This window comes from Streptomyces sp. DH41 (assembly GCF_029813785.1).
GTDB lineage: Bacteria > Actinomycetota > Actinomycetes > Streptomycetales > Streptomycetaceae > Streptomyces.
On the sequence record NZ_JARVKY010000007.1, the window covers coordinates 1 to 19,771 of the forward strand.

The following is a 19,771-nucleotide window of genomic DNA, read 5'->3' on the forward strand; positions in this document are numbered from 1 at the left end:
GGAGCAGCCCGGCCCCCCGTCCCCCCGCGAGGAACCTGCCCACGCTCGGCGTTGAGATCCGCCCGTGGTCAGCTCGTAGAGCTGACCACGGGCTTCGTCGTTCTGCGCCTCGGAGTGCCAGTGCCAGGAAGCGTTCGAACCGGCTCGTGAGACCCCCTGTGCCAAGCGCTATGAGCGTCGGTTCCTCAGGCCGCTCGGCGGCCAGTCCCAGCGGAGTCTGCCGCGGTCCCGCCGCGCGGCCTCGCCCAGCGCTGCGACGAGGGCAGTGATCCTCGGACTCGCGGCCCCGACGCCCGGAAGACCGAGGCGCGCAGTGGGAACAACCGATTCGCCCGGCACGGTTGCACCGACCGAAGGACCGGCGCCACACGGATGGCGAACACCGGGCCCGCGAGCGCGTCCGCCCACCAGGATCCGGGCCCCGAGGACGCGGCGGGCCCACCGCATCCCGCCGCGTAAGGACCAGGACGTATTCCTACAGAAGGACTGTTTTCATGACTGACCGGCCCCTGACGCTCATGGCAGTACACGCCCACCCCGACGACGAAGCCACCGGAACCGGAGGAGTTCTCGCGCGGTACGCGGCGGAAGGCATCCGCACCGTTCTCGTGACGTGTACCGACGGCGGTTGCGGTGACGGACCGGGAGGTGTGAAGCCGGGCGATCCCGGCCACGATCCGGTCGCCGTCGCCGCCATGCGCCGTAAGGAACTCGAGGCGAGCTGTGAGGTCCTGAAGGTCAGCGATCTGGAGATGCTGGACTACGCCGACTCCGGGATGGTGGGCTGGCCCAGCAACGACGCCCCCGGATCGTTCTGGCAGACCCCCGTGGAGGAAGGCGCGGCCCGTCTCGCGGAACTCATACGGCACTATCGGCCCGACGTGGTCGTCACCTACGACGAGAACGGCTTCTACGGCCACCCCGACCACATCCAGGCCCACCGCATCACGATGGCGGCGCTGGAGATGACTGAGCCGGTGCCGAAGGTGTACTGGACGACGATGCCCCACTCGACGATGCAGCGCTTCGGGGAGGCCATGAGTGAATCCCAGGAGGAGAAGCCGGAGCCGGACCCTGCCGAGGCCGCCGCGCTGGCGGAGATCGGTCTCCCCGACGACGAGATCACTACGTGGGTGGACACCACCGCGTTCAGCGGTCAGAAGTTCGATGCGCTGGCCGCGCACGCCAGCCAGGGCGAGAACATCTTCTTCCTCAAGATGGGCAAGGAGCGATTCGGCGAGCTGATGGGCATGGAGACCTTCCTGCGTGTCAAGGACGCCACCGGCGCGAGCGTGCCCGAGAACGACCTCTTCGCCGGACTGCGCTGATTCTCCCGCCCCGCCCTCTTCGTCGTACTCACGGCCCTGGGAACAAGCTCGGGGACTGGCGTTCGTCCCACATCAGGTCCAACCGCCGAGTCGTGGTGAACCCTCGGCAGGCAACCGAGCTCCTTGAGGCTCGTGGCTCAACGCCGGCGTGGACCCCACCGAGGTCGCGGAGCGCGTGGGCAACAGCGTCGAAGCGCTCCCGACCCGGTACGCCAAATGCCTCGACGGCCGCCAGGACGTCGCCAACCGCAGGATCGCCGAACTCCTTGGTGACGACGACGGCCAGGAGGACGGGCACCCGGACGAGACCTGATCACGACCCATCGGTGCCGTACCCACAGGTATGAAGGCCCCCGGACCCCGGCACGGGGGCCTTCGGTTTCGCGGATGGCGGCCGTGGATGAGTCGCTCGTGCCCTTCACCCGTGGGTGCGGCGCCGGTAGTAGTGCACGGTCACCGCGCCGAGCAGCGGCCCCCAGGCCGCCATGGGCAGATAGCAGGCGGTCAGGAGCCAGTTGCCCCACGGCGCGATGTCCATTTCAGCGTGCAGGGTCGTCCAGACAAGAAGCACGCCGTAGACGCTGCAGGCGACTGCGCCGAACGCAGCCGGCACAACCGCGGCGAGGACCGGCACTGGACGGCCTCCGAAGTACGGCAGCCAACGCGGCCACACCTCACCCCACGGACGCACCAGCCCGAGTGTCAGCCAGGCCAAGCCCTCCTGGGCCAGCGACAGCAGGGGCAGCACCAGCAGGCCCCAGCCGGGTATGAGCATCGCGTCGTACTCGGACTGTCCCAGGCCGAGCGGTATGCCCAGTACTGCGGCGAGACGCCACAACGCCGACGGCAGAGATGCGAGAACGACCGCTGCGGCCGCGCGTCTTGCCCAGCACGGGACGCCGGGAACCGTCCGGCCCGGAGCGCGACCGGGTAAGTGGCCCTTGTTAGCGGGGCCGTTGGCGGAGAGGGAAGCAATGGTGGGCATACGGCACGCTCCTCGATCAGCGATGTAGTGCGGTGCCCTTGATGCTTCCGCGGTCCCCTATTGCTTTCGTCCGGCCAGGGTATGTACTGCCCCCACCACAGGACGTAACCGCAGCGTCGCCGCATCAGCCTTGGGGCGTATGCGCGGACACCGTCGCCCACTGCTACGCGGTCCCGCGTTGCCCGCTCCCACCTACGTAGCCGTACCTCGGAGCTCACTCGGTTCGGCCTGCGGATTTCTGCTCCGTGGCCAGTCCACGCATAGTCCACAACGCCTGACATGCGGCCGCCCCGAGTGGCACCCGCCTGCACATACGCGAAGACCCCGGCCTCAGCGTTTCCGCTGGTGACGGGGTCTTGGGCACACTTGCACAGTGTGCCCCCGGCAGGATTCGAACCTGCGCACACGGCTCCGGAGGCCGTTGCTCTATCCCCTGAGCTACGGGGGCGTGTCCGTCGCGTTCGGTGTTGCTCGCGGCGACGGGTAGAACACTACCAGCTCCCCCGGGGTGGTCATGAACGGGTTTTCGCGGGTCGTGGGGCCTGCCGTGGGGGCGTTGTCCCCCGCACGGGGTGGAAGTGGGGAAAACCCGGACGCGGTGGCCGGTCCGGACCTACTCTCGAGTTGTGCCTAGGGCGTCTGGCCGAGTTCTTGTTGTGGACGACAACAAGGTCATCCGGCAGCTGATCAGGGTCAATCTCGAGCTGGAGGGCTTCGAGGTCGTGACCGCGGCCGATGGTGCCGAGTGTCTTGAAGTCGTCCATCAGGTGCGGCCCGACGTCGTCACGCTGGACGTGGTCATGCCACGGCTGGACGGGGTGCGGACCGCTGCCCGGTTGCGTGCCGACCCGCGTACGCGGGAGCTTCCGATCGCCGTCGTCAGCGCCTGTACGCCGTACGAGGTCGACGCGGCGTTCGATGCAGGGGCTGACGTATTTCTGTCCAAGCCGTTCGAACCTGCTGAACTCGTCGCTCTCGTACGGCAGCTGGTCGAGCGGAGGGGCGCCTGTGGGGGTGCCGCTTCCTCTCGGACGGTGCTCGGTGTGGGCGGGGAGAGCGAATCGTCGGCTCAGGCCGAGTCGGCCGGGTGACTCCGTCCATGGGCGCCGGGTGACTCCACCCGCGGTCGAGCCGTGGTCGAGGGGCGCTCCGTCCATATGGCGGGACCAGTGCCAAACCTGTTCGCCTACCCACCCCCCTCCTCCCATACGCTTGACCCGTGACCCCCGTAGAGCTCTCCCGTACCGTGCTGCACGCGGTGCGTCGCGCTGTCGACGCGGGTGAGCTGAGCGTGGCCGTTCCGGCTCGGGCCGTGGTCGCTCCGCCGGGGCCCGGAGGGTGCGGGGACTACGCCACCAACATCGCCCTTCAGCTCGCCCGGCCGGCCGGGCAGCCGCCCCGCCGGGTCGCCGAGGTGCTGCGGCCGTACCTCGTCGACGTCGACGGGATCACCGACGTCGTCCTGACCGGGCCCGGATTCCTCAACATCAGCCTGCACGGCACCGCGCCCGCCGTTCTCGTCGAGGAGATCCTGCGGCACGGGCCCCGGTACGGGTACGGCTACGGGCACGGGCGCGCCGACGGCACCGGCCGGGAGAGCGGCCGCATCGTGCGGCTGCACTGCCCGCACGAACTCCGTGCCGTCGTCGTCGCCGAGGCCGCCGCCCGCATCCTGCGTTCGCAGGGCGCCCTCGTCCGCACCAGCTGCGCCGCCCCGGTCGCCCCCGCGTGGACCGCTGTCCTCGGTGTACGCGTCGACGCGGAAGGGCCGGCGTTCGCGGATCTCCCGGTCGGGATCCGTCCCGTCCCGGCGCCCGCCGACCCGCTGCCGCTCGGCCGGGACGCCGGCCGGTGGGCCCTGCTCCACCCCGCCGGCCACGACCGGCCCCGGATCGGTGACGAGCACCTCCGGCAGCGCGAGGGCAACCCCCTCTTCCGTGTGCGGTACGCCCATGCCCGCACCCGCGCGCTCTCGCGCAACGCGGCCGATCTTCGCTTCGCCGCCGAACCCGGCCCCATGGCCGGTGGTACGGCGCAGGAGCTTGTCGCCGCGCTCGCCGGCCATCCCCGCGTCCTCGCCGCCGCCGCGGCGCACCGTGCCCCCGACCGGCTCGCCCGGCACCTCGTCACCGTCGCCGATGCCGCGCTGCCCTTCCTGCCCACCGTGCTGCCCCGCGGCGGGGAGAAACCCTCGGCCGCCCACCGTGCCCGGCTGGCGCTCGCCGAAGCCGTCGGGGCGGTGCTGGCCGGCGGCCTGTCCCTCCTCGGCATCGACGCACCCGACCACCTCTGAGAGAGCGCAGAAGACGCCATGAGCCGTTCCGCACACCCCGCCGGGCCCCGTCACGCCGACGTCCTCCCCGACGGGCACTACTCCGCGCCGCCCGCCGACCTCAACGCCCTCGACCCGAAGGTCTGGGCCCAGACGGTCGCGCGGGACGCCGACGGTGTCGTCACCGTCGGCGGGCTGGCCGTCACACGGCTCGCCGAGGAGTACGGCACTCCCGCCTACGTCCTCGACGAGGCCGACTTCCGGGCCAGGGCGCGGGCCTGGCGAACCGCCTTCGGCTCGGACGCCGACGTCTTCTACGCGGGCAAGGCGTTCCTGTCCCGGGCCGTCGTGCGGTGGCTGGACGAGGAGGGGCTGAACCTCGACGTGTGTTCGGGGGGCGAGCTCGCCACCGCGTTGTCCGCGGGCATGCCCGCCGACCGCATCGCCTTTCACGGCAACAACAAGTCGCCGGAGGAGATCGAGCGGGCTGTGCGTGCCGGGGTCGGGCGGATCGTGCTCGACTCCTTCCAGGAGATCGTGCGCGTCGCCCACATCGCCCAGTCGCTGGGCCAGCGGCAGCGGGTGCAGATCCGTATCACCGTCGGAGTCGAGGCGCACACGCACGAGTTCATCGCCACGGCCCACGAGGACCAGAAGTTCGGGATCCCGCTGGCCGGCGGGCAGGCGGCGGAGGCCGTGCGGCGGGCGCTCCAGCTCGACGGGCTCGAGTTGATCGGGATCCACTCGCACATCGGGTCGCAGATCTTCGACATGTCGGGGTTCGAGGTGGCCGCCCACCGGGTGGTCGGGCTGCTCAAGGACATCCGCGACGAGCACGGCGTCGAGCTGCCCGAGATCGACCTCGGCGGCGGGCTCGGGATCGCGTACACGAGCGACGACGATCCCCGTGAGCCGCACGAGATCGCCAAGGCGCTGACCGAGATCGTGACGCGGGAGTGCGAGGGCGCGCGGCTGCGTACGCCTCGTATCTCCGTCGAGCCCGGGCGTGCCATCGTGGGGCCCACCGCCTTCACGCTCTACGAGGTCGGCACCGTCAAGCCCCTCGACGGGCTGCGCACGTACGTCTCCGTGGACGGCGGCATGTCCGACAACATCCGCACCGCGCTGTACGACGCCGAGTACAGCGTCGCCCTCGTCTCCCGCGCCTCCGACGCCGAGCCCGTGCTCGCGCGGGTCGTCGGCAAGCACTGCGAGAGCGGGGACATCGTGGTCAAGGACGCCTTCCTGCCGGGGGACCTGGCGCCCGGTGACCTGATCGCCGTACCGGCGACGGGGGCGTACTGCCGTTCCATGGCCAGCAACTACAACCACGTGCTGCGTCCGCCCGTCGTCGCCGTACGGGACGGCGAGGCACGGGTCATCGTGCGGCGGGAGACCGAGGAGGATCTGCTGCGCCTCGACGTCGGATGAGTCCGGCCGGAGGAGCCGGTGGTGGGGCGAGGCAGGGCGGGCGGAAGATCCTTCGGAATCCGGTCCTGCGACAATGAAATTAATGTCTCACGATCCGGACGAAAGGCAGAAAATCCCGTCCGGTGAGTGAGACTGGACCAACCGTAGACGGTAAGAGGAAACGAGGTCGGATGATGCGTACGCGTCCGCTGAAAGTGGCGCTGCTGGGCTGTGGAGTGGTCGGCTCAGAGGTGGCGCGCATCATGACGACGCACGCCGACGACCTCGCCGCCCGGATCGGGGCCCCGGTGGAGCTCGCGGGCGTGGCCGTACGGCGGCCCGACCGGGTGCGCGAGGGCATCGACCCGGCCCTCGTCACCACCGACGCCACCGCCCTCGTCAAGCGCGGGGACATCGACGTCGTCGTCGAGGTCATCGGCGGGATCGAGCCCGCCCGGACCCTCATCACCACCGCCTTCGAGCACGGCGCCTCCGTCGTCTCCGCCAACAAGGCGCTCCTCGCGCAGGACGGCGCCGCGCTGCACGCCGCGGCGGGCGCGAACGGGAAGGACCTCTACTACGAGGCCGCCGTCGCCGGTGCCATCCCGCTGATCCGGCCGCTGCGCGAGTCCCTCGCCGGCGACAAGGTCAACCGGGTGCTCGGCATCGTCAACGGGACGACGAACTTCATCCTCGACGCCATGGACACCACCGGTGCCGGGTACCAGGAAGCGCTCGACGAGGCCACCGCCCTCGGGTACGCGGAGGCCGACCCGACCGCCGACGTCGAGGGCTTCGACGCCGCCGCCAAGGCCGCCATCCTCGCCGGGATCGCCTTCCACACGCGCGTGCGCCTCGACGACGTCTACCGCGAGGGCATGACCGAGGTCACCGCCGCCGACTTCGCCTCCGCCAAGGAGATGGGCTGCACCATCAAGCTCCTCGCCATCTGCGAGCGGGCCGCGGACGGGGCGTCGGTCACCGCGCGCGTGCACCCCGCGATGATCCCGCTCAGCCATCCGCTGGCGAACGTGCGCGGCGCCTACAACGCCGTCTTCGTCGAGTCCGACGCCGCCGGGCAGCTCATGTTCTACGGGCCCGGCGCCGGCGGCTCGCCGACCGCGTCCGCCGTGCTCGGCGATCTCGTCGCCGTCTGCCGCAACCGGATCGGCGGCGCGACCGGACCCGGCGAGTCCGCGTACGCCGCGCTTCCCGTCTCCCCGATGGGCGACGTCGTCACGCGGTACCACATCAGCCTCGACGTGGCCGACAAACCGGGCGTGCTCGCCCAGGTCGCGACCGTGTTCGCGGAGCACGGTGTCTCCATCGACACCGTGCGGCAGTCCGGCAAGGACGGCGAGGCCTCCCTCGTCGTCGTCACCCACCGCGCGTCCGACGCCGCCCTCGGCGGTACGGTCGAGGCGCTGCGCAAGCTCGACACCGTGCGGGGTGTCGCCAGCATCATGCGGGTTGAAGGAGAGTAACCAGCAATGACCCACCAGTGGCGCGGAATCATCGAGGAGTACCGGGACAGGCTGCCCGTCTCCGACAGCACGCCCGTCGTGACGCTCCGCGAGGGCGGCACGCCGCTCGTGCCCGCGCAGGTGCTCTCCGAGCGCACGGGCTGCGAGGTCCACCTCAAGGTCGAGGGGGCGAACCCGACCGGGTCCTTCAAGGACCGCGGCATGACCATGGCCATCAGCAAGGCCAAGGAGGAGGGCGCGCAGGCCGTCATCTGCGCGTCCACCGGCAACACGTCCGCCTCCGCCGCCGCGTACGGGGTGCGGGCCGGGATGGTCTCCGCCGTCCTCGTGCCGCAGGGCAAGATCGCGCTCGGCAAGATGGGCCAGGCCCTCGTGCACGGTGCGAAGATCCTCCAGGTCGACGGCAACTTCGACGACTGCCTCACGCTCGCCCGCGCGCTGAGCGACAACTATCCCGTGGCGCTGGTCAATTCGGTCAACCCGGTGCGTATCGAGGGGCAGAAGACGGCCGCCTTCGAGATCGTGGACATGCTGGGCGACGCCCCCGACATCCACGTCCTGCCGGTGGGCAACGCGGGCAACATCACCGCGTACTGGAAGGGCTACAAGGAGTACGCCGCCGACAAGGTCAGCACGAGGACGCCGCGCATGTGGGGGTTCCAGGCCTCCGGCAGCGCACCGATCGTGCGCGGCGAGGTCGTCAAGGACCCGTCGACCATCGCCACCGCCATCCGCATCGGCAACCCCGCCTCGTGGGACTTCGCGCTCGCCGCGCGGGACGAGTCCGGCGGCGCCATCGACGAGGTGACGGACCGTGAGATCCTGCGCGCCTACCGGCTGTTGGCCTCCCAGGAGGGCGTCTTCGTGGAGCCCGCGTCCGCCGCGTCGGTCGCCGGCCTGCTGAAGGCCGCCGAGCAGGGCAAGGTCGACCCGGGGCAGCGGATCGTGTGCACCGTCACCGGCAACGGACTGAAGGACCCGGACTGGGCCGTCGCCGGCGCCCCGCAGCCGGTCACCGTCCCGGTCGACGCGGCGACGGCGGCCGAGCGGCTCGGCCTGATCTGAGGGGCCTCCCCGCGGAATCCCGGGGGCCCGCGACGGAATTCGGAGGAGCCTCCCAGGAAACGCGCCCCGCGTAAGCAGAGGGCGTAAGCGGCGCCCAGCCGGGAAAGTCACTTACGGGGGGTGCACAGGGGGCTTACGACACGCATCGTGCGCCTCCTGTGCGCCCTATGTCGCCACAGAACCTTCCTTCGATAGGCTGTACCGAATCCGTCCGCCGCATATGCCGCGGTGCCGCGCCGTCTCCCCGTTCCGGAAGCGTCCGGGAAGCGGCCGGGAAGCGTCCGGGGGGTCGTCGGCCGTTGGGCAGGCAGCGGCGGGCCCAGGGTTCTACGTACGTCATCGAATGTCGTTCCACAGTCACGCAGCTCAAGGAGAGTCATCAAGCGATGGCCGGTCCAGCCTTCCGCGCCGCCGCCGTCCGGGTGCGCGTCCCCGCCACCAGCGCCAACCTCGGTCCGGGCTTCGACGCCCTCGGCCTGGCGCTGGGCTTGTACGACGACGTGGTCGTCCGGGTGGCCGACTCAGGGCTGCACATCGACATCGCGGGTGAGGGCAGCGAGACACTGCCGCGCGACGAGAAGCACCTCCTCGTCCGCTCCCTGCGCACCGCCTTCGACCTGCTGGGCGGACAGCCGCGCGGCCTGGAGATCGTCTGCGCCAACCGCATCCCGCACGGCCGCGGCCTCGGCTCCTCCTCCGCCGCCATCTGCGCCGGCCTCGTCGCGGCGCGCGCGGTGACCATAGGCGGCGAGACCCGCCTCGACGACGCCGCGCTGCTCGACCTCGCCACCGAGATCGAGGGCCACCCCGACAACGTGGCGGCCTGTCTGCTGGGCGGCTTCACCCTCTCCTGGATGGATTCCGGCGCCGCCCGGGCGATCAGGATGGAGCCCGCCGATTCCATCGTTCCGGTGGTTTTCGTGCCCGGAAAGCCGGTACTGACGGAGACCGCGCGCGGCCTGCTGCCGCGCAGCGTCCCGCACGTCGACGCCGCCACCAACGCCGGCCGCGCCGCGCTGCTCGTCGAGGCGCTCACCAGGCGCCCCGAGTTGCTGCTGCCGGCCACCGAGGACCGCCTGCACCAGGAGTACCGCGCGCCGGCCATGCCGGAGAGCGCGGCGCTGGTGGAGCGGCTGCGCGGCGACGGCATCCCCGCGGTGATCTCGGGCGCCGGGCCCACGGTGATGGCACTGGCCGACGCCGACACGGCCGACAAGGTCGAGGCGCTGGCCGGTACGGACTGGGCGGCCAACCGGCTCAGCCTGGACCAGCGGGGCGCGAGCGTCCTGCCGCTGGCGACCTCCAGCGACATTTAGCCGCGTACGGTTGCCGGATTTCGAGAGGGGGAATGTTTGTTGGATCCGGTAGTGTTAATCTCAAGTCTGCACCCGACCCCACCATGGCGAGGTGCCTCGTGTCCCCGTCAGGGACAGACATTCTTCCGGGAGCCCCCCAAGCCGCATTGTGTGCTGGACGTCGTACGTGATCAGTACGGCCGACACGGACACTGAGCGGCCCGCCGGTGGGGGCACCCCCTCTGGGGGAGTTTCGGAACCGGTGCGACCACGCCGCATGACACAGACACTGGGTGCCACGGCTAGGGGAAGCGCCATCACCAGATATCTCTTCCGCCGTTCAGGCGGACCACCGCCCCGGCACGGTTCACACAGCAAGGACCGAAGCCGGACAGCACAACCGGTCGCCGAGCCAGACAGGCCGACGTCCGCTCCAGGGAAGGACCCTTCGTGAGCGACACCACCGATCTGATGGGCGCACGTGTCGAGGAGACCGCTGCCGCGCCCTCCACGGACGCCTCCGCGCCTGCCACCGGTGCCGGCTCCCGGCGGCGCCGTGGTACCGGCCTCGAGGGCATGGTGCTGGCCGAGCTGCAGCAGGTCGCATCCGGCCTCGGCATCAGGGGCACCGCGCGTATGCGCAAGAGCCAGTTGATCGAGGTCATCAAGGAGGCGCAGGCCGCGGGGGGAGCCCCCGCCAAGGCCGCGCCCGCAGCGGCGGACGCCGCCGGCGAGACCAAGCCGAAGCGCCGCAGCACCTCCCGGTCCCGTACCGGCGACGAGGCCCCCGCCGAGAAGGCGGAGAAGGCCGGCAAGGCCGAGAAGAAGACGGACCGGACGGCCGCCGACAAGGCCGCCGCCCAGCAGCAGATCGACATCCCCGGTCAGCCGTCCCCGAAGGTCTCGCCCGCGGGCGAGACGGCCGGTGACGACGCGCCCTCGGAGCGCCGTCGCCGCCGGGCCACCGCCGACGCGGGCAGCCCGTCCGCCGCCACCGAGACGGTGGCCGTCGAGACGAAGAGCGAGCCGAAGGCCGAGTCCTCCGCGCAGCAGCAGGGGCAGGGGCAGTCGCAGGGCCAGCAGCAGGGCCAGGGCGACGCCCGCTCCGACGGTGAGGGCGGCGAGGGCCGCCGTCGCGACCGCCGTGACCGCGGTGACCGTGACCGCGACCGGGGTGACCGCGACCGCGGTGACCGCGGACGCGACCGCGACCGCAGGGGCAAGGGCGACGACCAGCAGAACCAGGGCGGCGGTCAGCAGCGCCGGCAGCAGGGCGGCGGGCAGGACCGTCAGCAGCAGCAGGACGACGACGACTTCGAGGGCGGCCGCCGCGGCCGTCGCGGCCGCTACCGGGACCGCCGTGGCCGCCGTGGCCGCGACGACATCCAGCAGGAGCCGCAGATCAACGAGGACGACGTCCTCATCCCGGTCGCCGGCATCCTCGACATCCTCGACAACTACGCGTTCATCCGGACCTCCGGCTACCTGCCCGGCCCCAACGACGTGTACGTCTCCCTCGCCCAGGTCCGCAAGAACGGCCTGCGCAAGGGTGACCACATCACCGGTGCCGTGCGCCAGCCCAAGGACGGCGAGCGCCGCGAGAAGTTCAACGCGCTGGTCCGCCTGGACTCCCAGAACGGCATGGCGCCCGAATCCGGGCGCGGGCGGCCGGAGTTCAACAAGCTGACGCCGCTGTACCCGCAGGACCGCCTCCGCCTGGAGACGGACCCCGGCGTCCTCACCACCCGCATCATCGACCTCGTCGCGCCCATCGGTAAGGGGCAGCGCGGTCTGATCGTGGCCCCGCCGAAGACCGGCAAGACCATGATCATGCAGGCGATCGCCAACGCGATCACGCACAACAACCCCGAGTGCCACCTGATGGTCGTCCTGGTCGACGAGCGTCCGGAAGAGGTCACCGACATGCAGCGGTCGGTGAAGGGCGAGGTCATCTCCTCGACCTTCGACCGCCCGGCGGAGGACCACACCACGGTCGCCGAGCTCGCCATCGAGCGCGCCAAGCGTCTGGTGGAGCTGGGTCACGACGTCGTCGTCCTGCTCGACTCGATCACCCGTCTGGGCCGCGCGTACAACCTCGCCGCCCCGGCCTCCGGCCGCATCCTGTCCGGTGGTGTCGACTCGACCGCCCTGTACCCGCCGAAGCGCTTCTTCGGTGCGGCCCGCAACATCGAGGACGGCGGCTCGCTGACCATCCTCGCCACCGCCCTGGTGGACACCGGGTCCCGCATGGACGAGGTCATCTTCGAGGAGTTCAAGGGCACCGGCAACGCCGAGCTCAAGCTCGACCGGAAGCTCGCCGACAAGCGCATCTTCCCGGCGGTGGACGTCGACGCGTCCGGCACCCGCAAGGAAGAGATCCTGCTCGGCAGCGACGAACTCGCCATCACCTGGAAGCTGCGCCGGGTGCTGCACGCCCTCGACCAGCAGCAGGCGATCGAGCTGCTCCTCGACAAGATGAAGCAGACCAAGTCGAACGCGGAGTTCCTGCTGCAGATCCAGAAGACGACCCCGACGCCGGGCAACGGCGACTGACGTCTTCGCAGCACCCCAGGGCCGCCCCCGTCACACCTGTGACGGGGGCGGCCCTGTTCACGCCCTGGGGAACAGGTGTACGATCACGCCTTCTCGAGTGCGTCGGCGTCCGGGGGGTCACCGGCGTCACGGCACTCGATCCGGCAGATTTCTCATCTCCTGGGGGGACTTGAGTGAGCACATCCCTGTCCGCGTCCGACCGGCCCCGCCGTCACAGACGCAGGACGCGCCTCGCGCTGCCCGCGCTCGCCACAGGCCTGGCCGGGGTGGTGGCCGCGGCGCTGATGACGTCGTCCGCCGCAGCCGCCCCCGCCCAGCCGGAGCCGACGGTCGAACCGGCCGTCAGGACCGTGCCGCAGGCCGAGCTGGAGCGCCGGATCGCCGGCGCCGTCGTCGGTGACGACAAGGCCGGCGAGAGCGCCGGCAAGACGCTGCGCGGCGACACCACCGACGCCGCCGGAATCGACCCGAAGATCATCGGCGGTACCGAGACCGGCATCTCCGCCGCGCCGTGGATGGCGCAGCTCTGGTACTACGACGACCGCGGCACCGTGACCGAGGGCGACGACATCGGCTTCTTCTGCGGCGGCGCCGTCATCTCGCCGACGAAGATCCTCACCGCCGCGCACTGCGTCAAGGGCTACGACTGGTACGCCAACGGCGCCGTCGTCACCGGCACCGCGCAGCTCGCCACCGGCAGCGACCTGAACGGCGGCACCGTCTCCGGCGTCTGGCGCCAGTGGAACCACCCGTCGTACAACGCGACGACCATCGACAACGACATGGCGCTGCTGACCCTGCCGAACCCGGTCGATGCCAAGCCGATCCCCATGACGACGGCGGACGACACCGCCTCCTACCAGGCCGGCACCAACGCCAAGGTGTACGGCTGGGGCCGCACCACCTCCACCTCGGACGACATCTCCGACGTGCTGAAGACGGCCACCCTGCCGATCCGGTCCGACGCCACCTGCGCCGGTGCCTGGGGCACCGACTACGTCAAGGGCCACATGGTCTGCGCGGGCGAGCCCGCGACCGGCTCCGACGAGGGCACCGTCTCGGCGTGCAACGGCGACTCCGGCGGCCCCCTGGTCGTCGCCGGACGCATCGTGGGCGTCGTCTCCTGGGGCGTCGAGGACTGCGTCGCGGCGGGCGCGTACAGCGTCTTCGCCAAGGTCAGCACCTACGCCGCCGACACCTACCCGCGGGTGGACGACACGGACCTCGGCGGGGACGGCCGAGCCGACCTGTGGCTGCGCGAGGCGTCCACCGGGAACGGGTACTCCATGGAATCCACCGGCACCGCCTTCGGCGCCCGCGGCCTGTGGGGCGACTGGAGCGGCGTCGACCACGTCGTGCAGACCGACCTCGACCGGGACGGCTACCAGGACCTGCTCAACCGGGGCCTCAACGGCGAGCTGGTCTGGACGCACTTCGTGCCGTCCACCCAGTCCTGGGCGCACCGGACCCTGGCGAGCGGCTGGGGCAGCCGCAAGCAGATCCTCGCTCCCGGCGACGTGACCGGCGACACCCTGCCGGACCTGCTCTCCCTGGACTCCGCGGACACGCTGTGGCTGTACCCGGGCCGCGGCGACGGCTACTTCGCCGGCCGCGTCCAGGTGACCACCGGTCTGACCGCCTACGACGAGCTGCGCGGCCACGGTGACTTCACCGGGGACGGCAAGGCCGACCTGATCGGCCAGGCCTGGAACGGTGACCTCTACCTGTACCAGGGCACGGGGAACGCCCAGAGCGCCTTCACCTCGCGGATCAAGCTGCGCAGCTGGCCCGAGGTCGAGACCGTCGTCACACCCGGCGACGTGAACGGTGACGGCAAGGCGGACGTCCTGGCCATCACGGAGTACGGGAACATGTACCTGTACCGCGGTACCGGCGAGGCCGGTACCGGGATCTTCGCCACAGCGGTGAAGGTCGGCGGCGGGTACGGCAGCTACGACATCATCACCTGAAACCCCAGGTGACCGCGGATCCCGCGGTCACTTCGGTGACTCACTGTGCCCGACGCGCCACGCGTCGGGCACAGGGCGTTGTGCAACCCTGTGCCGAGTTCCGCCGTCTCACCAACGGGGGGACGATGGTGAGGTACCGGTGGAAACCGCCGGAGCCGACCAGCCCCGACCCTGAGCACAGGGGGTAACCGACCGCACGAGCACCGAGGAGCACATGTCCGCCGAGAACACGCCCGACCCCGCCATACCCGGCCCCGGGGAAGCCCGTTCCCCCGCTCCCCGCCACCGGGGCAAGGGCCGCCGCCGCAGGCCCCGCGCCAGACGGCGCAAGGCCCTGCTGGTCGCGGCCTGGACCGCCGCGGGCGTCGTGGTCCTGGGCGGCACCGGCGCCGGGGTCCTCTTCTTCAAGCTCAACGGCAACCTCTCCAGCGTCGACATCGACCAGGTCCTCGGCACCGACCGGCCCGAGAAGGCCGACAACGGCTCCCAGAACATCCTCGTCCTCGGCTCCGACACCCGCTCCGGCGGCAACAAGGAGCTCGGCGGCGGCACCGACGACGGCACCGCCCGTTCCGACACGGCGATGGTCGTGCACGTCTACAAGGGCCACAAGAAGGCCAGCGTGGTCTCCATCCCGCGCGACACCCTCATCGACCGCCCCGAGTGCACCGACTCCGACGGCGACGAGCACCCCGCCGCCGACGACGTGATGTTCAACTCCGCCTACTCCACCGGCGGCGGCGCCTGCGCCGTGAAGACCGTCGAGTCGATCAGCGGTCTGCGCATGGACCACTACCTGGAGGTCGACTTCAGCGGCTTCCAGCAGCTCATCGACGACCTCGGCGGCGTCGACATCACCACCACCGAGGACATCGAGGACCCCGACAGCCACCTCGACCTGCCGGCCGGCACCCACACCCTCGACGGCGAGCAGGCCCTCGGCCTGGTCCGCACCCGGCACGGCGTCGGCGACGGCTCCGACCTCGGCCGCATCCAGCTCCAGCAGGCCTTCGTCAAGGCCCTGGTCGACCAGATCAAGGACATCGGTCTGCTCGGCAACCCCAAGAAGCTGTACGACATCGCCGACACCGCCACCAAGACGGTGACCACCGACTCCGACCTGGGCTCGGTGAACTCCCTGATGTCCTTCGCGAGCGGCCTCAAGGGCATCGACGCCTCGAACATGAACATGGTCACGATGCCGGTCCGGTACGACCCCGCGGACGCCAACCGCGTCCTGGTGGCGCGGACCAAGGCCGACCAGGTGTGGACGGCGCTGAAGAACGACAAGCCGATTCCCGAGGCGGCGACGGAGGGCACGGCGTCGGGCGGCGCCAAGGGCGTCGTGAACAGCGGCCCGTAGCGGTGTCGCGGACAACACCCGTAGCGGCGTGGTGAGCGGCACCCGGTACAGGCGTGGGGAATAGACGACGGCAACCCCCGGTTTTGGGAGAAGGCCCCAGTCCTGGCAGACTGGTACGTCGGCTCCGGTTCACGCTCCCGCATCCCGCGGCGGCGACCCGGCGCCCTCCCGAACAGTAGGAGACACCTTGAAGCGCGACATCCACCCCGAGTACGTCGAGACGCAGGTCAGCTGCACCTGTGGCGCGTCGTTCACCACCCGCAGCACCATCCCGTCCGGCACCGTCCGGGCCGAGGTCTGCTCCGAGTGCCACCCGTTCTACACGGGCAAGCAGAAGATCCTCGACACCGGTGGCCGCGTGGCCCGCTTCGAGGCCCGCTTCGGCAAGGCTGCCGCCGGCTCCAAGAAGTAGCGAGCCTCCAACCGCCGGTCCACGGCCGCGCCCCCAGCCGGGGGAGCGCCGGGACCGGCGTTTTTGGTCGCCCCTCTTCCCCTTCCCAAGCAGTAGCAGGAGCCCAAGATGTTCGAGGCCGTCGAGGAACTCGTCGCCGAGCACGCCGACCTGGAGAAGAAGCTCGCCGACCCGTCGGTCCACTCCGACCAGGCCAACGCGCGCAAGCTGAACAAGCGGTACGCCGAGCTCACCCCGATCATCGCCACGTTCCGCTCCTGGAAGCAGACGGGCGACGACATGGAGACCGCGCGCGAGCTGGCCGCCGACGACCCGGACTTCGCCGCCGAGGTCAAGGAGCTGGACAAGCAGCGCGACGAGCTCACCGAGAAGCTCCGCCTGCTGCTCGTCCCGCGCGACCCCAGCGACGACAAGGACGTCATCCTGGAGGTCAAGGCGGGCGCGGGCGGCGACGAGTCGGCGCTCTTCGCCGGTGACCTGCTGCGCATGTACCTGCGCTACGCCGAGCGGGTCGGCTGGAAGACCGAGATCATCGACTCCACCGAGTCCGAGCTGGGCGGCTACAAGGACGTCCAGGTCGCCGTGAAGACCAAGGGCGGCCAGGGCGCCACCGAGCCCGGCCAGGGCGTCTGGGCGCGGCTGAAGTACGAGGGCGGGGTGCACCGCGTGCAGCGGGTGCCGGCGACCGAGTCCCAGGGCCGTATCCACACCTCCGCGGCCGGTGTGCTCGTCACGCCCGAGGCCGAGGAGATCGACGTCGAGATCAACCCCAACGATCTCCGCATCGACGTCTACCGGTCCTCCGGCCCCGGCGGTCAGTCCGTCAACACGACCGACTCCGCGGTGCGCATCACGCACATTCCGACCGGAGTCGTCGCCTCCTGCCAGAACGAGAAGAGCCAGCTGCAGAACAAGGAGCAGGCACTGCGTATCCTGCGCTCCAGGCTGCTCGCGGCGGCGCAGGAGGAGGCGGAGAAGGAGGCCGCGGACGCCCGGCGCAGCCAGGTCCGCACCGTCGACCGCTCCGAGAAGATCCGTACGTACAACTTCCCGGAGAACCGCATCTCGGACCACCGCGTCGGCTTCAAGGCGTACAACCTGGACCAGGTCCTGGACGGCGACCTCGACCCGGTGATCCAGGCCTGCGTCGACGCGGACTCGGCGGCCAAGCTCGCCGCCGCCTGACCGTAGCCGCACCGGACCCGAATCCGTACGCCTGTAGATCCGTACGCCCGTACCGGACGACCAGCTCAGCCCCGGAGGACCAGCGTGGCGCAACATCACGGGGGGCGACCCCCGAACCCCCGCAGTGTGCTGCTCGCGGAGGTGGCCCAGGCCACCCAGCGGCTGGCCGACGCCGGCGTGCCCTCGCCGCGCACCGACGCGGAGGAGCTCGCCGCGTATCTGCACGGCGTCAAGCGGGGCGAGCTGCACACCGTGCCGGACGCGGACTTCGACGCCCGGTACTGGGAGGTCGTCGCCCGCCGTGAGGCGCGCGAGCCGCTCCAGCACATCACCGGCCTCGCCTACTTCCGCTACCTGGAGCTCCAGGTCGGCCCCGGCGTCTTCGTGCCCCGCCCCGAGACCGAGTCCGTCGTCGGCTGGGCCATAGACGCCGTACGCGCCATGGACGTCGTCGAGCCCTGCATCGTCGACCTGTGCACCGGCTCGGGCGCCATCGCGCTCGCGCTCGCGCAGGAGGTGCCGCGCTCGCGCGTGTACGCCGTGGAGCTGTCCGAGGACGCCCTCAAGTGGACGCGCAGGAACATGGAGGGGTCCAGGGTCGAACTGCGCCAGGGCGACGCCCTGACGGCCTTCCCGGACCTCGACGGCCAGGTCGACCTGGTGGTCTCCAACCCGCCGTACATCCCGCTCACCGAGTGGGAGTACGTCGCCCCCGAGGCCCGCGACCACGACCCCCAGCTGGCCCTGTTCTCCGGCGAGGACGGCCTCGACCTCATCCGCGGCCTGGAACGCACCGCCCACCGTCTGCTGCGCCCCGGTGGCGTGGTCGTCGTCGAGCACGCCGACACCCAGGGCGGCCAGGTGCCGTGGATCTTCACCGAGGAGCGGGGCTGGGCCGACGCGGCCGACCACCCCGACCTCAACAACCGCCCGCGGTTCGCGACCGCCCGCAAGGCGATGCCGTGATCACCGCCCAGACTTCGACCCCGCAGTACGTGTACGAGGAGGCCCGCTAAATGGCACGGCGATACGACACCAACGACGCGACCGACCGTGTGACCGGTCTGCGCGAGGCCGCGTCCGCCGTCCGCCGTGGCGAGCTCGTGGTGCTGCCGACGGACACCGTGTACGGCATCGGCGCCGACGCCTTCACCGGGGAGGCCGTCGCCGACCTGCTGGACGCCAAGGGCCGGGGCCGCAACATGCCCACCCCCGTCCTCATCGGCTCGCCGAACACCCTGCACGGCCTGGTCACCGACTTCTCCGAGATGGCGTGGGAACTGGTCGACGCCTTCTGGCCGGGCGCGCTGACGCTCGTCGCCAAGCACCAGCCGTCCCTCCAGTGGGACCTCGGTGACACCCGGGGCACGGTCGCCGTGCGCATGCCGCTGCACCCCGTCGCCATCGAGCTGCTCACCGAGGTCGGCCCCATGGCCGTCTCCTCCGCCAACCTGACCGGCCACCCGGCGCCCGAGGACTGCGACGCCGCCCAGCAGATGCTCGGCGACTCCGTCTCCGTCTACCTCGACGGCGGCCCCACCCCCGGCAACGTCCCGTCGTCCATCGTCGACGTCACCCGCGAGGTGCCCGTACTGCTGCGCGCGGGCGCGTTGTCGGCCGAGGAGCTGCGCAAGGTGGTACCCGACCTCGAGGTGGCGAATTGACGGCCCCTGAGACGGGGCGTGGCATAGGCAACGCGGAACGCGCCGCGGAGATCACGACAACGTTCGTCGGGCTTCCGCGCGACAGCTTCCGCATCCTCCACGTCAGCACCGGCAACGTCTGCCGCTCGCCCATCACCGAGCGGCTGACCCGGCATTTCGTGAAGGAGCGGCTCGGCGTGCTGGGCGGTGGCCTCATCGTGGAGAGCGCGGGCACCTGGGGCCATGAGGGCGCGCCCATGGAGTCGAACGCGGAGACGGTCCTCGCGGACTTCGGCGCGGACGCGGCCGGCTTCACCGGACGTGAGCTGCTCGACGAGCACGTGATCCGCGCCGACCTCGTGCTGACCGCGACGCGGGACCACCGCGCCCAGGTCATCTCCATGGGGCACTCGGCGGGGCTGCGCACCTTCACCCTCAAGGAGTTCACCCGCCTGGTGAACGCCATCGACCCGGCGACGCTGCCGTCCTTGGAGGACGGCGTGGTCGCCCGCGCGCGCGCCCTGGTCCGCGCGGCCGCCGCGCTACGCGGGTGGCTGCTGGCGCCCACGGTGGAGGCGGACGAGGTGTACGACCCGTACGGGGCGCCGCTGCCGTTCTTCCGGTCGGTCGGGGACGAGATACACCAGGCGCTGGATCCGGTGGTGACGGCGCTGACGGGGGTCGCGGCGCGCATGTAGGCGGGCCCCCGTCAGCGCCGGGACAGGGCCTGGTGCCCGTATCGGAACAGGGGCCGGGGCGGGCCGGGCGCGCACGCGGCGGCAGGCGGGGTACGCCGCCGCCCACGC

General features: G+C 71.1%; 17 protein-coding genes and 1 tRNA gene. 16 read left to right on the forward strand and 2 right to left on the reverse strand.

Going from position 1 to position 19,771, the window contains the following annotated elements; translation table 11 throughout:
• Positions 1 to 494: 494 nt before the first annotated feature.
• Together QC283_RS13485 and QC283_RS13490 are read left to right on the forward strand one after the other, a co-directional pair.
• On the forward strand, positions 495 to 1,328 hold the full coding sequence (locus QC283_RS13485) for a PIG-L family deacetylase (protein WP_279561725.1): 834 nt from the start codon (positions 495 to 497) through the stop codon (positions 1,326 to 1,328).
• A gap of 148 nt (positions 1,329 to 1,476) precedes the next feature.
• On the forward strand, positions 1,477 to 1,641 hold the full coding sequence (locus QC283_RS13490) for a hypothetical protein (protein ID WP_279561726.1): 165 nt from the start codon (positions 1,477 to 1,479) through the stop codon (positions 1,639 to 1,641).
• 105 nt (positions 1,642 to 1,746) lie between these two features.
• On the opposite strand, the gene QC283_RS13495 is transcribed toward QC283_RS13490, so the two are convergent.
• Both QC283_RS13495 and QC283_RS13500 read right to left on the reverse strand, forming a co-directional pair.
• The gene (locus tag QC283_RS13495) at positions 1,747 to 2,166 is read right to left on the reverse strand and encodes a hypothetical protein (protein WP_336620643.1); all 420 of its coding nucleotides are present in this window, start codon (positions 2,164 to 2,166) and stop codon (positions 1,747 to 1,749) included.
• Between the two features lie 523 nt (positions 2,167 to 2,689).
• Positions 2,690 to 2,761: transfer RNA gene (locus QC283_RS13500), tRNA-Arg, on the reverse strand.
• A gap of 208 nt (positions 2,762 to 2,969) precedes the next feature.
• On the opposite strand from QC283_RS13500, the gene QC283_RS13505 reads away from it, so the two are divergent.
• From QC283_RS13505 to QC283_RS13570, 14 genes are all read left to right on the forward strand, one after another.
• On the forward strand, positions 2,970 to 3,404 hold the full coding sequence (locus QC283_RS13505; RefSeq protein WP_443032596.1) for a response regulator: 435 nt from the start codon (positions 2,970 to 2,972) through the stop codon (positions 3,402 to 3,404).
• 128 nt (positions 3,405 to 3,532) lie between these two features.
• On the forward strand, positions 3,533 to 4,606 hold the full coding sequence (gene nrtL, locus QC283_RS13510; RefSeq protein WP_279561728.1) for an ArgS-related anticodon-binding protein NrtL: 1,074 nt from the start codon (positions 3,533 to 3,535) through the stop codon (positions 4,604 to 4,606).
• 18 nt (positions 4,607 to 4,624) lie between these two features.
• Positions 4,625 to 6,016 (forward strand): diaminopimelate decarboxylase, encoded by a 1,392-nt coding sequence (gene lysA, locus QC283_RS13515; RefSeq protein WP_279561729.1) that lies wholly within the window; start codon positions 4,625 to 4,627, stop codon positions 6,014 to 6,016.
• A 170-nt stretch (positions 6,017 to 6,186) separates the two neighbouring features.
• The gene (locus QC283_RS13520; protein WP_279561730.1) at positions 6,187 to 7,479 is read left to right on the forward strand and encodes a homoserine dehydrogenase; all 1,293 of its coding nucleotides are present in this window, start codon (positions 6,187 to 6,189) and stop codon (positions 7,477 to 7,479) included.
• 6 nt (positions 7,480 to 7,485) lie between these two features.
• On the forward strand, positions 7,486 to 8,544 hold the full coding sequence (thrC, locus tag QC283_RS13525; protein WP_279561731.1) for a threonine synthase: 1,059 nt from the start codon (positions 7,486 to 7,488) through the stop codon (positions 8,542 to 8,544).
• Positions 8,545 to 8,930: 386 nt separating this feature from the next.
• Complete coding sequence (thrB, locus tag QC283_RS13530) at positions 8,931 to 9,860, forward strand: homoserine kinase (RefSeq protein WP_279561732.1); 930 nt, start codon at positions 8,931 to 8,933, stop codon at positions 9,858 to 9,860.
• Between the two features lie 429 nt (positions 9,861 to 10,289).
• Positions 10,290 to 12,392 carry a transcription termination factor Rho gene (gene rho / locus QC283_RS13535; RefSeq protein ID WP_279561733.1) on the forward strand — a complete coding sequence of 701 codons (2,103 nt, stop codon included), beginning with the start codon at positions 10,290 to 10,292 and terminating at the stop codon, positions 12,390 to 12,392.
• Between the two features lie 284 nt (positions 12,393 to 12,676).
• Complete coding sequence (locus tag QC283_RS13540; RefSeq protein WP_279562000.1) at positions 12,677 to 14,362, forward strand: trypsin-like serine protease; 1,686 nt, start codon at positions 12,677 to 12,679, stop codon at positions 14,360 to 14,362.
• 214 nt (positions 14,363 to 14,576) lie between these two features.
• A complete protein-coding gene (locus QC283_RS13545; RefSeq protein WP_279561734.1) occupies positions 14,577 to 15,725 on the forward strand; it encodes an LCP family protein in 1,149 nt (382 codons plus the stop codon).
• Between the two features lie 187 nt (positions 15,726 to 15,912).
• Complete coding sequence (gene rpmE / locus QC283_RS13550; protein ID WP_279561735.1) at positions 15,913 to 16,137, forward strand: 50S ribosomal protein L31; 225 nt, start codon at positions 15,913 to 15,915, stop codon at positions 16,135 to 16,137.
• A 108-nt stretch (positions 16,138 to 16,245) separates the two neighbouring features.
• The gene (gene prfA, locus QC283_RS13555) at positions 16,246 to 17,322 is read left to right on the forward strand and encodes a peptide chain release factor 1 (protein ID WP_279561736.1); all 1,077 of its coding nucleotides are present in this window, start codon (positions 16,246 to 16,248) and stop codon (positions 17,320 to 17,322) included.
• Positions 17,323 to 17,448: 126 nt separating this feature from the next.
• The gene (prmC, locus tag QC283_RS13560) at positions 17,449 to 18,288 is read left to right on the forward strand and encodes a peptide chain release factor N(5)-glutamine methyltransferase (protein ID WP_279561737.1); all 840 of its coding nucleotides are present in this window, start codon (positions 17,449 to 17,451) and stop codon (positions 18,286 to 18,288) included.
• Positions 18,289 to 18,338: 50 nt separating this feature from the next.
• Positions 18,339 to 18,986 (forward strand): L-threonylcarbamoyladenylate synthase, encoded by a 648-nt coding sequence (locus QC283_RS13565; protein ID WP_279561738.1) that lies wholly within the window; start codon positions 18,339 to 18,341, stop codon positions 18,984 to 18,986.
• The gene (locus tag QC283_RS13570) at positions 18,983 to 19,663 is read left to right on the forward strand and encodes an arsenate reductase/protein-tyrosine-phosphatase family protein (RefSeq protein ID WP_279561739.1); all 681 of its coding nucleotides are present in this window, start codon (positions 18,983 to 18,985) and stop codon (positions 19,661 to 19,663) included. Before QC283_RS13565 ends, QC283_RS13570 begins: the two co-directional genes overlap by 4 nt.
• Positions 19,664 to 19,771 lie beyond the last annotated feature (108 nt).

Excerpts from the sequence above, each read along its gene's own strand:
- QC283_RS13485 (WP_279561725.1), top strand. The coding sequence starts at position 495 with ATGACTGACCGGCCCCTGACGCTCATGGCAGTACACGCCCACCCCGAC.
- lysA (WP_279561729.1), top strand. The coding sequence starts at position 4,625 with ATGAGCCGTTCCGCACACCCCGCCGGGCCCCGTCACGCCGACGTCCTC.
- QC283_RS13520 (WP_279561730.1), top strand. The coding sequence starts at position 6,187 with ATGATGCGTACGCGTCCGCTGAAAGTGGCGCTGCTGGGCTGTGGAGTG.
- thrC (WP_279561731.1), top strand. The coding sequence starts at position 7,486 with ATGACCCACCAGTGGCGCGGAATCATCGAGGAGTACCGGGACAGGCTG.
- thrB (WP_279561732.1), top strand. The coding sequence starts at position 8,931 with ATGGCCGGTCCAGCCTTCCGCGCCGCCGCCGTCCGGGTGCGCGTCCCC.
- QC283_RS13540 (WP_279562000.1), top strand. The coding sequence starts at position 12,677 with ATGACGTCGTCCGCCGCAGCCGCCCCCGCCCAGCCGGAGCCGACGGTC.
- QC283_RS13545 (WP_279561734.1), top strand. The coding sequence starts at position 14,577 with ATGTCCGCCGAGAACACGCCCGACCCCGCCATACCCGGCCCCGGGGAA.
- prfA (WP_279561736.1), top strand. The coding sequence starts at position 16,246 with ATGTTCGAGGCCGTCGAGGAACTCGTCGCCGAGCACGCCGACCTGGAG.
- QC283_RS13565 (WP_279561738.1), top strand. The coding sequence starts at position 18,339 with ATGGCACGGCGATACGACACCAACGACGCGACCGACCGTGTGACCGGT.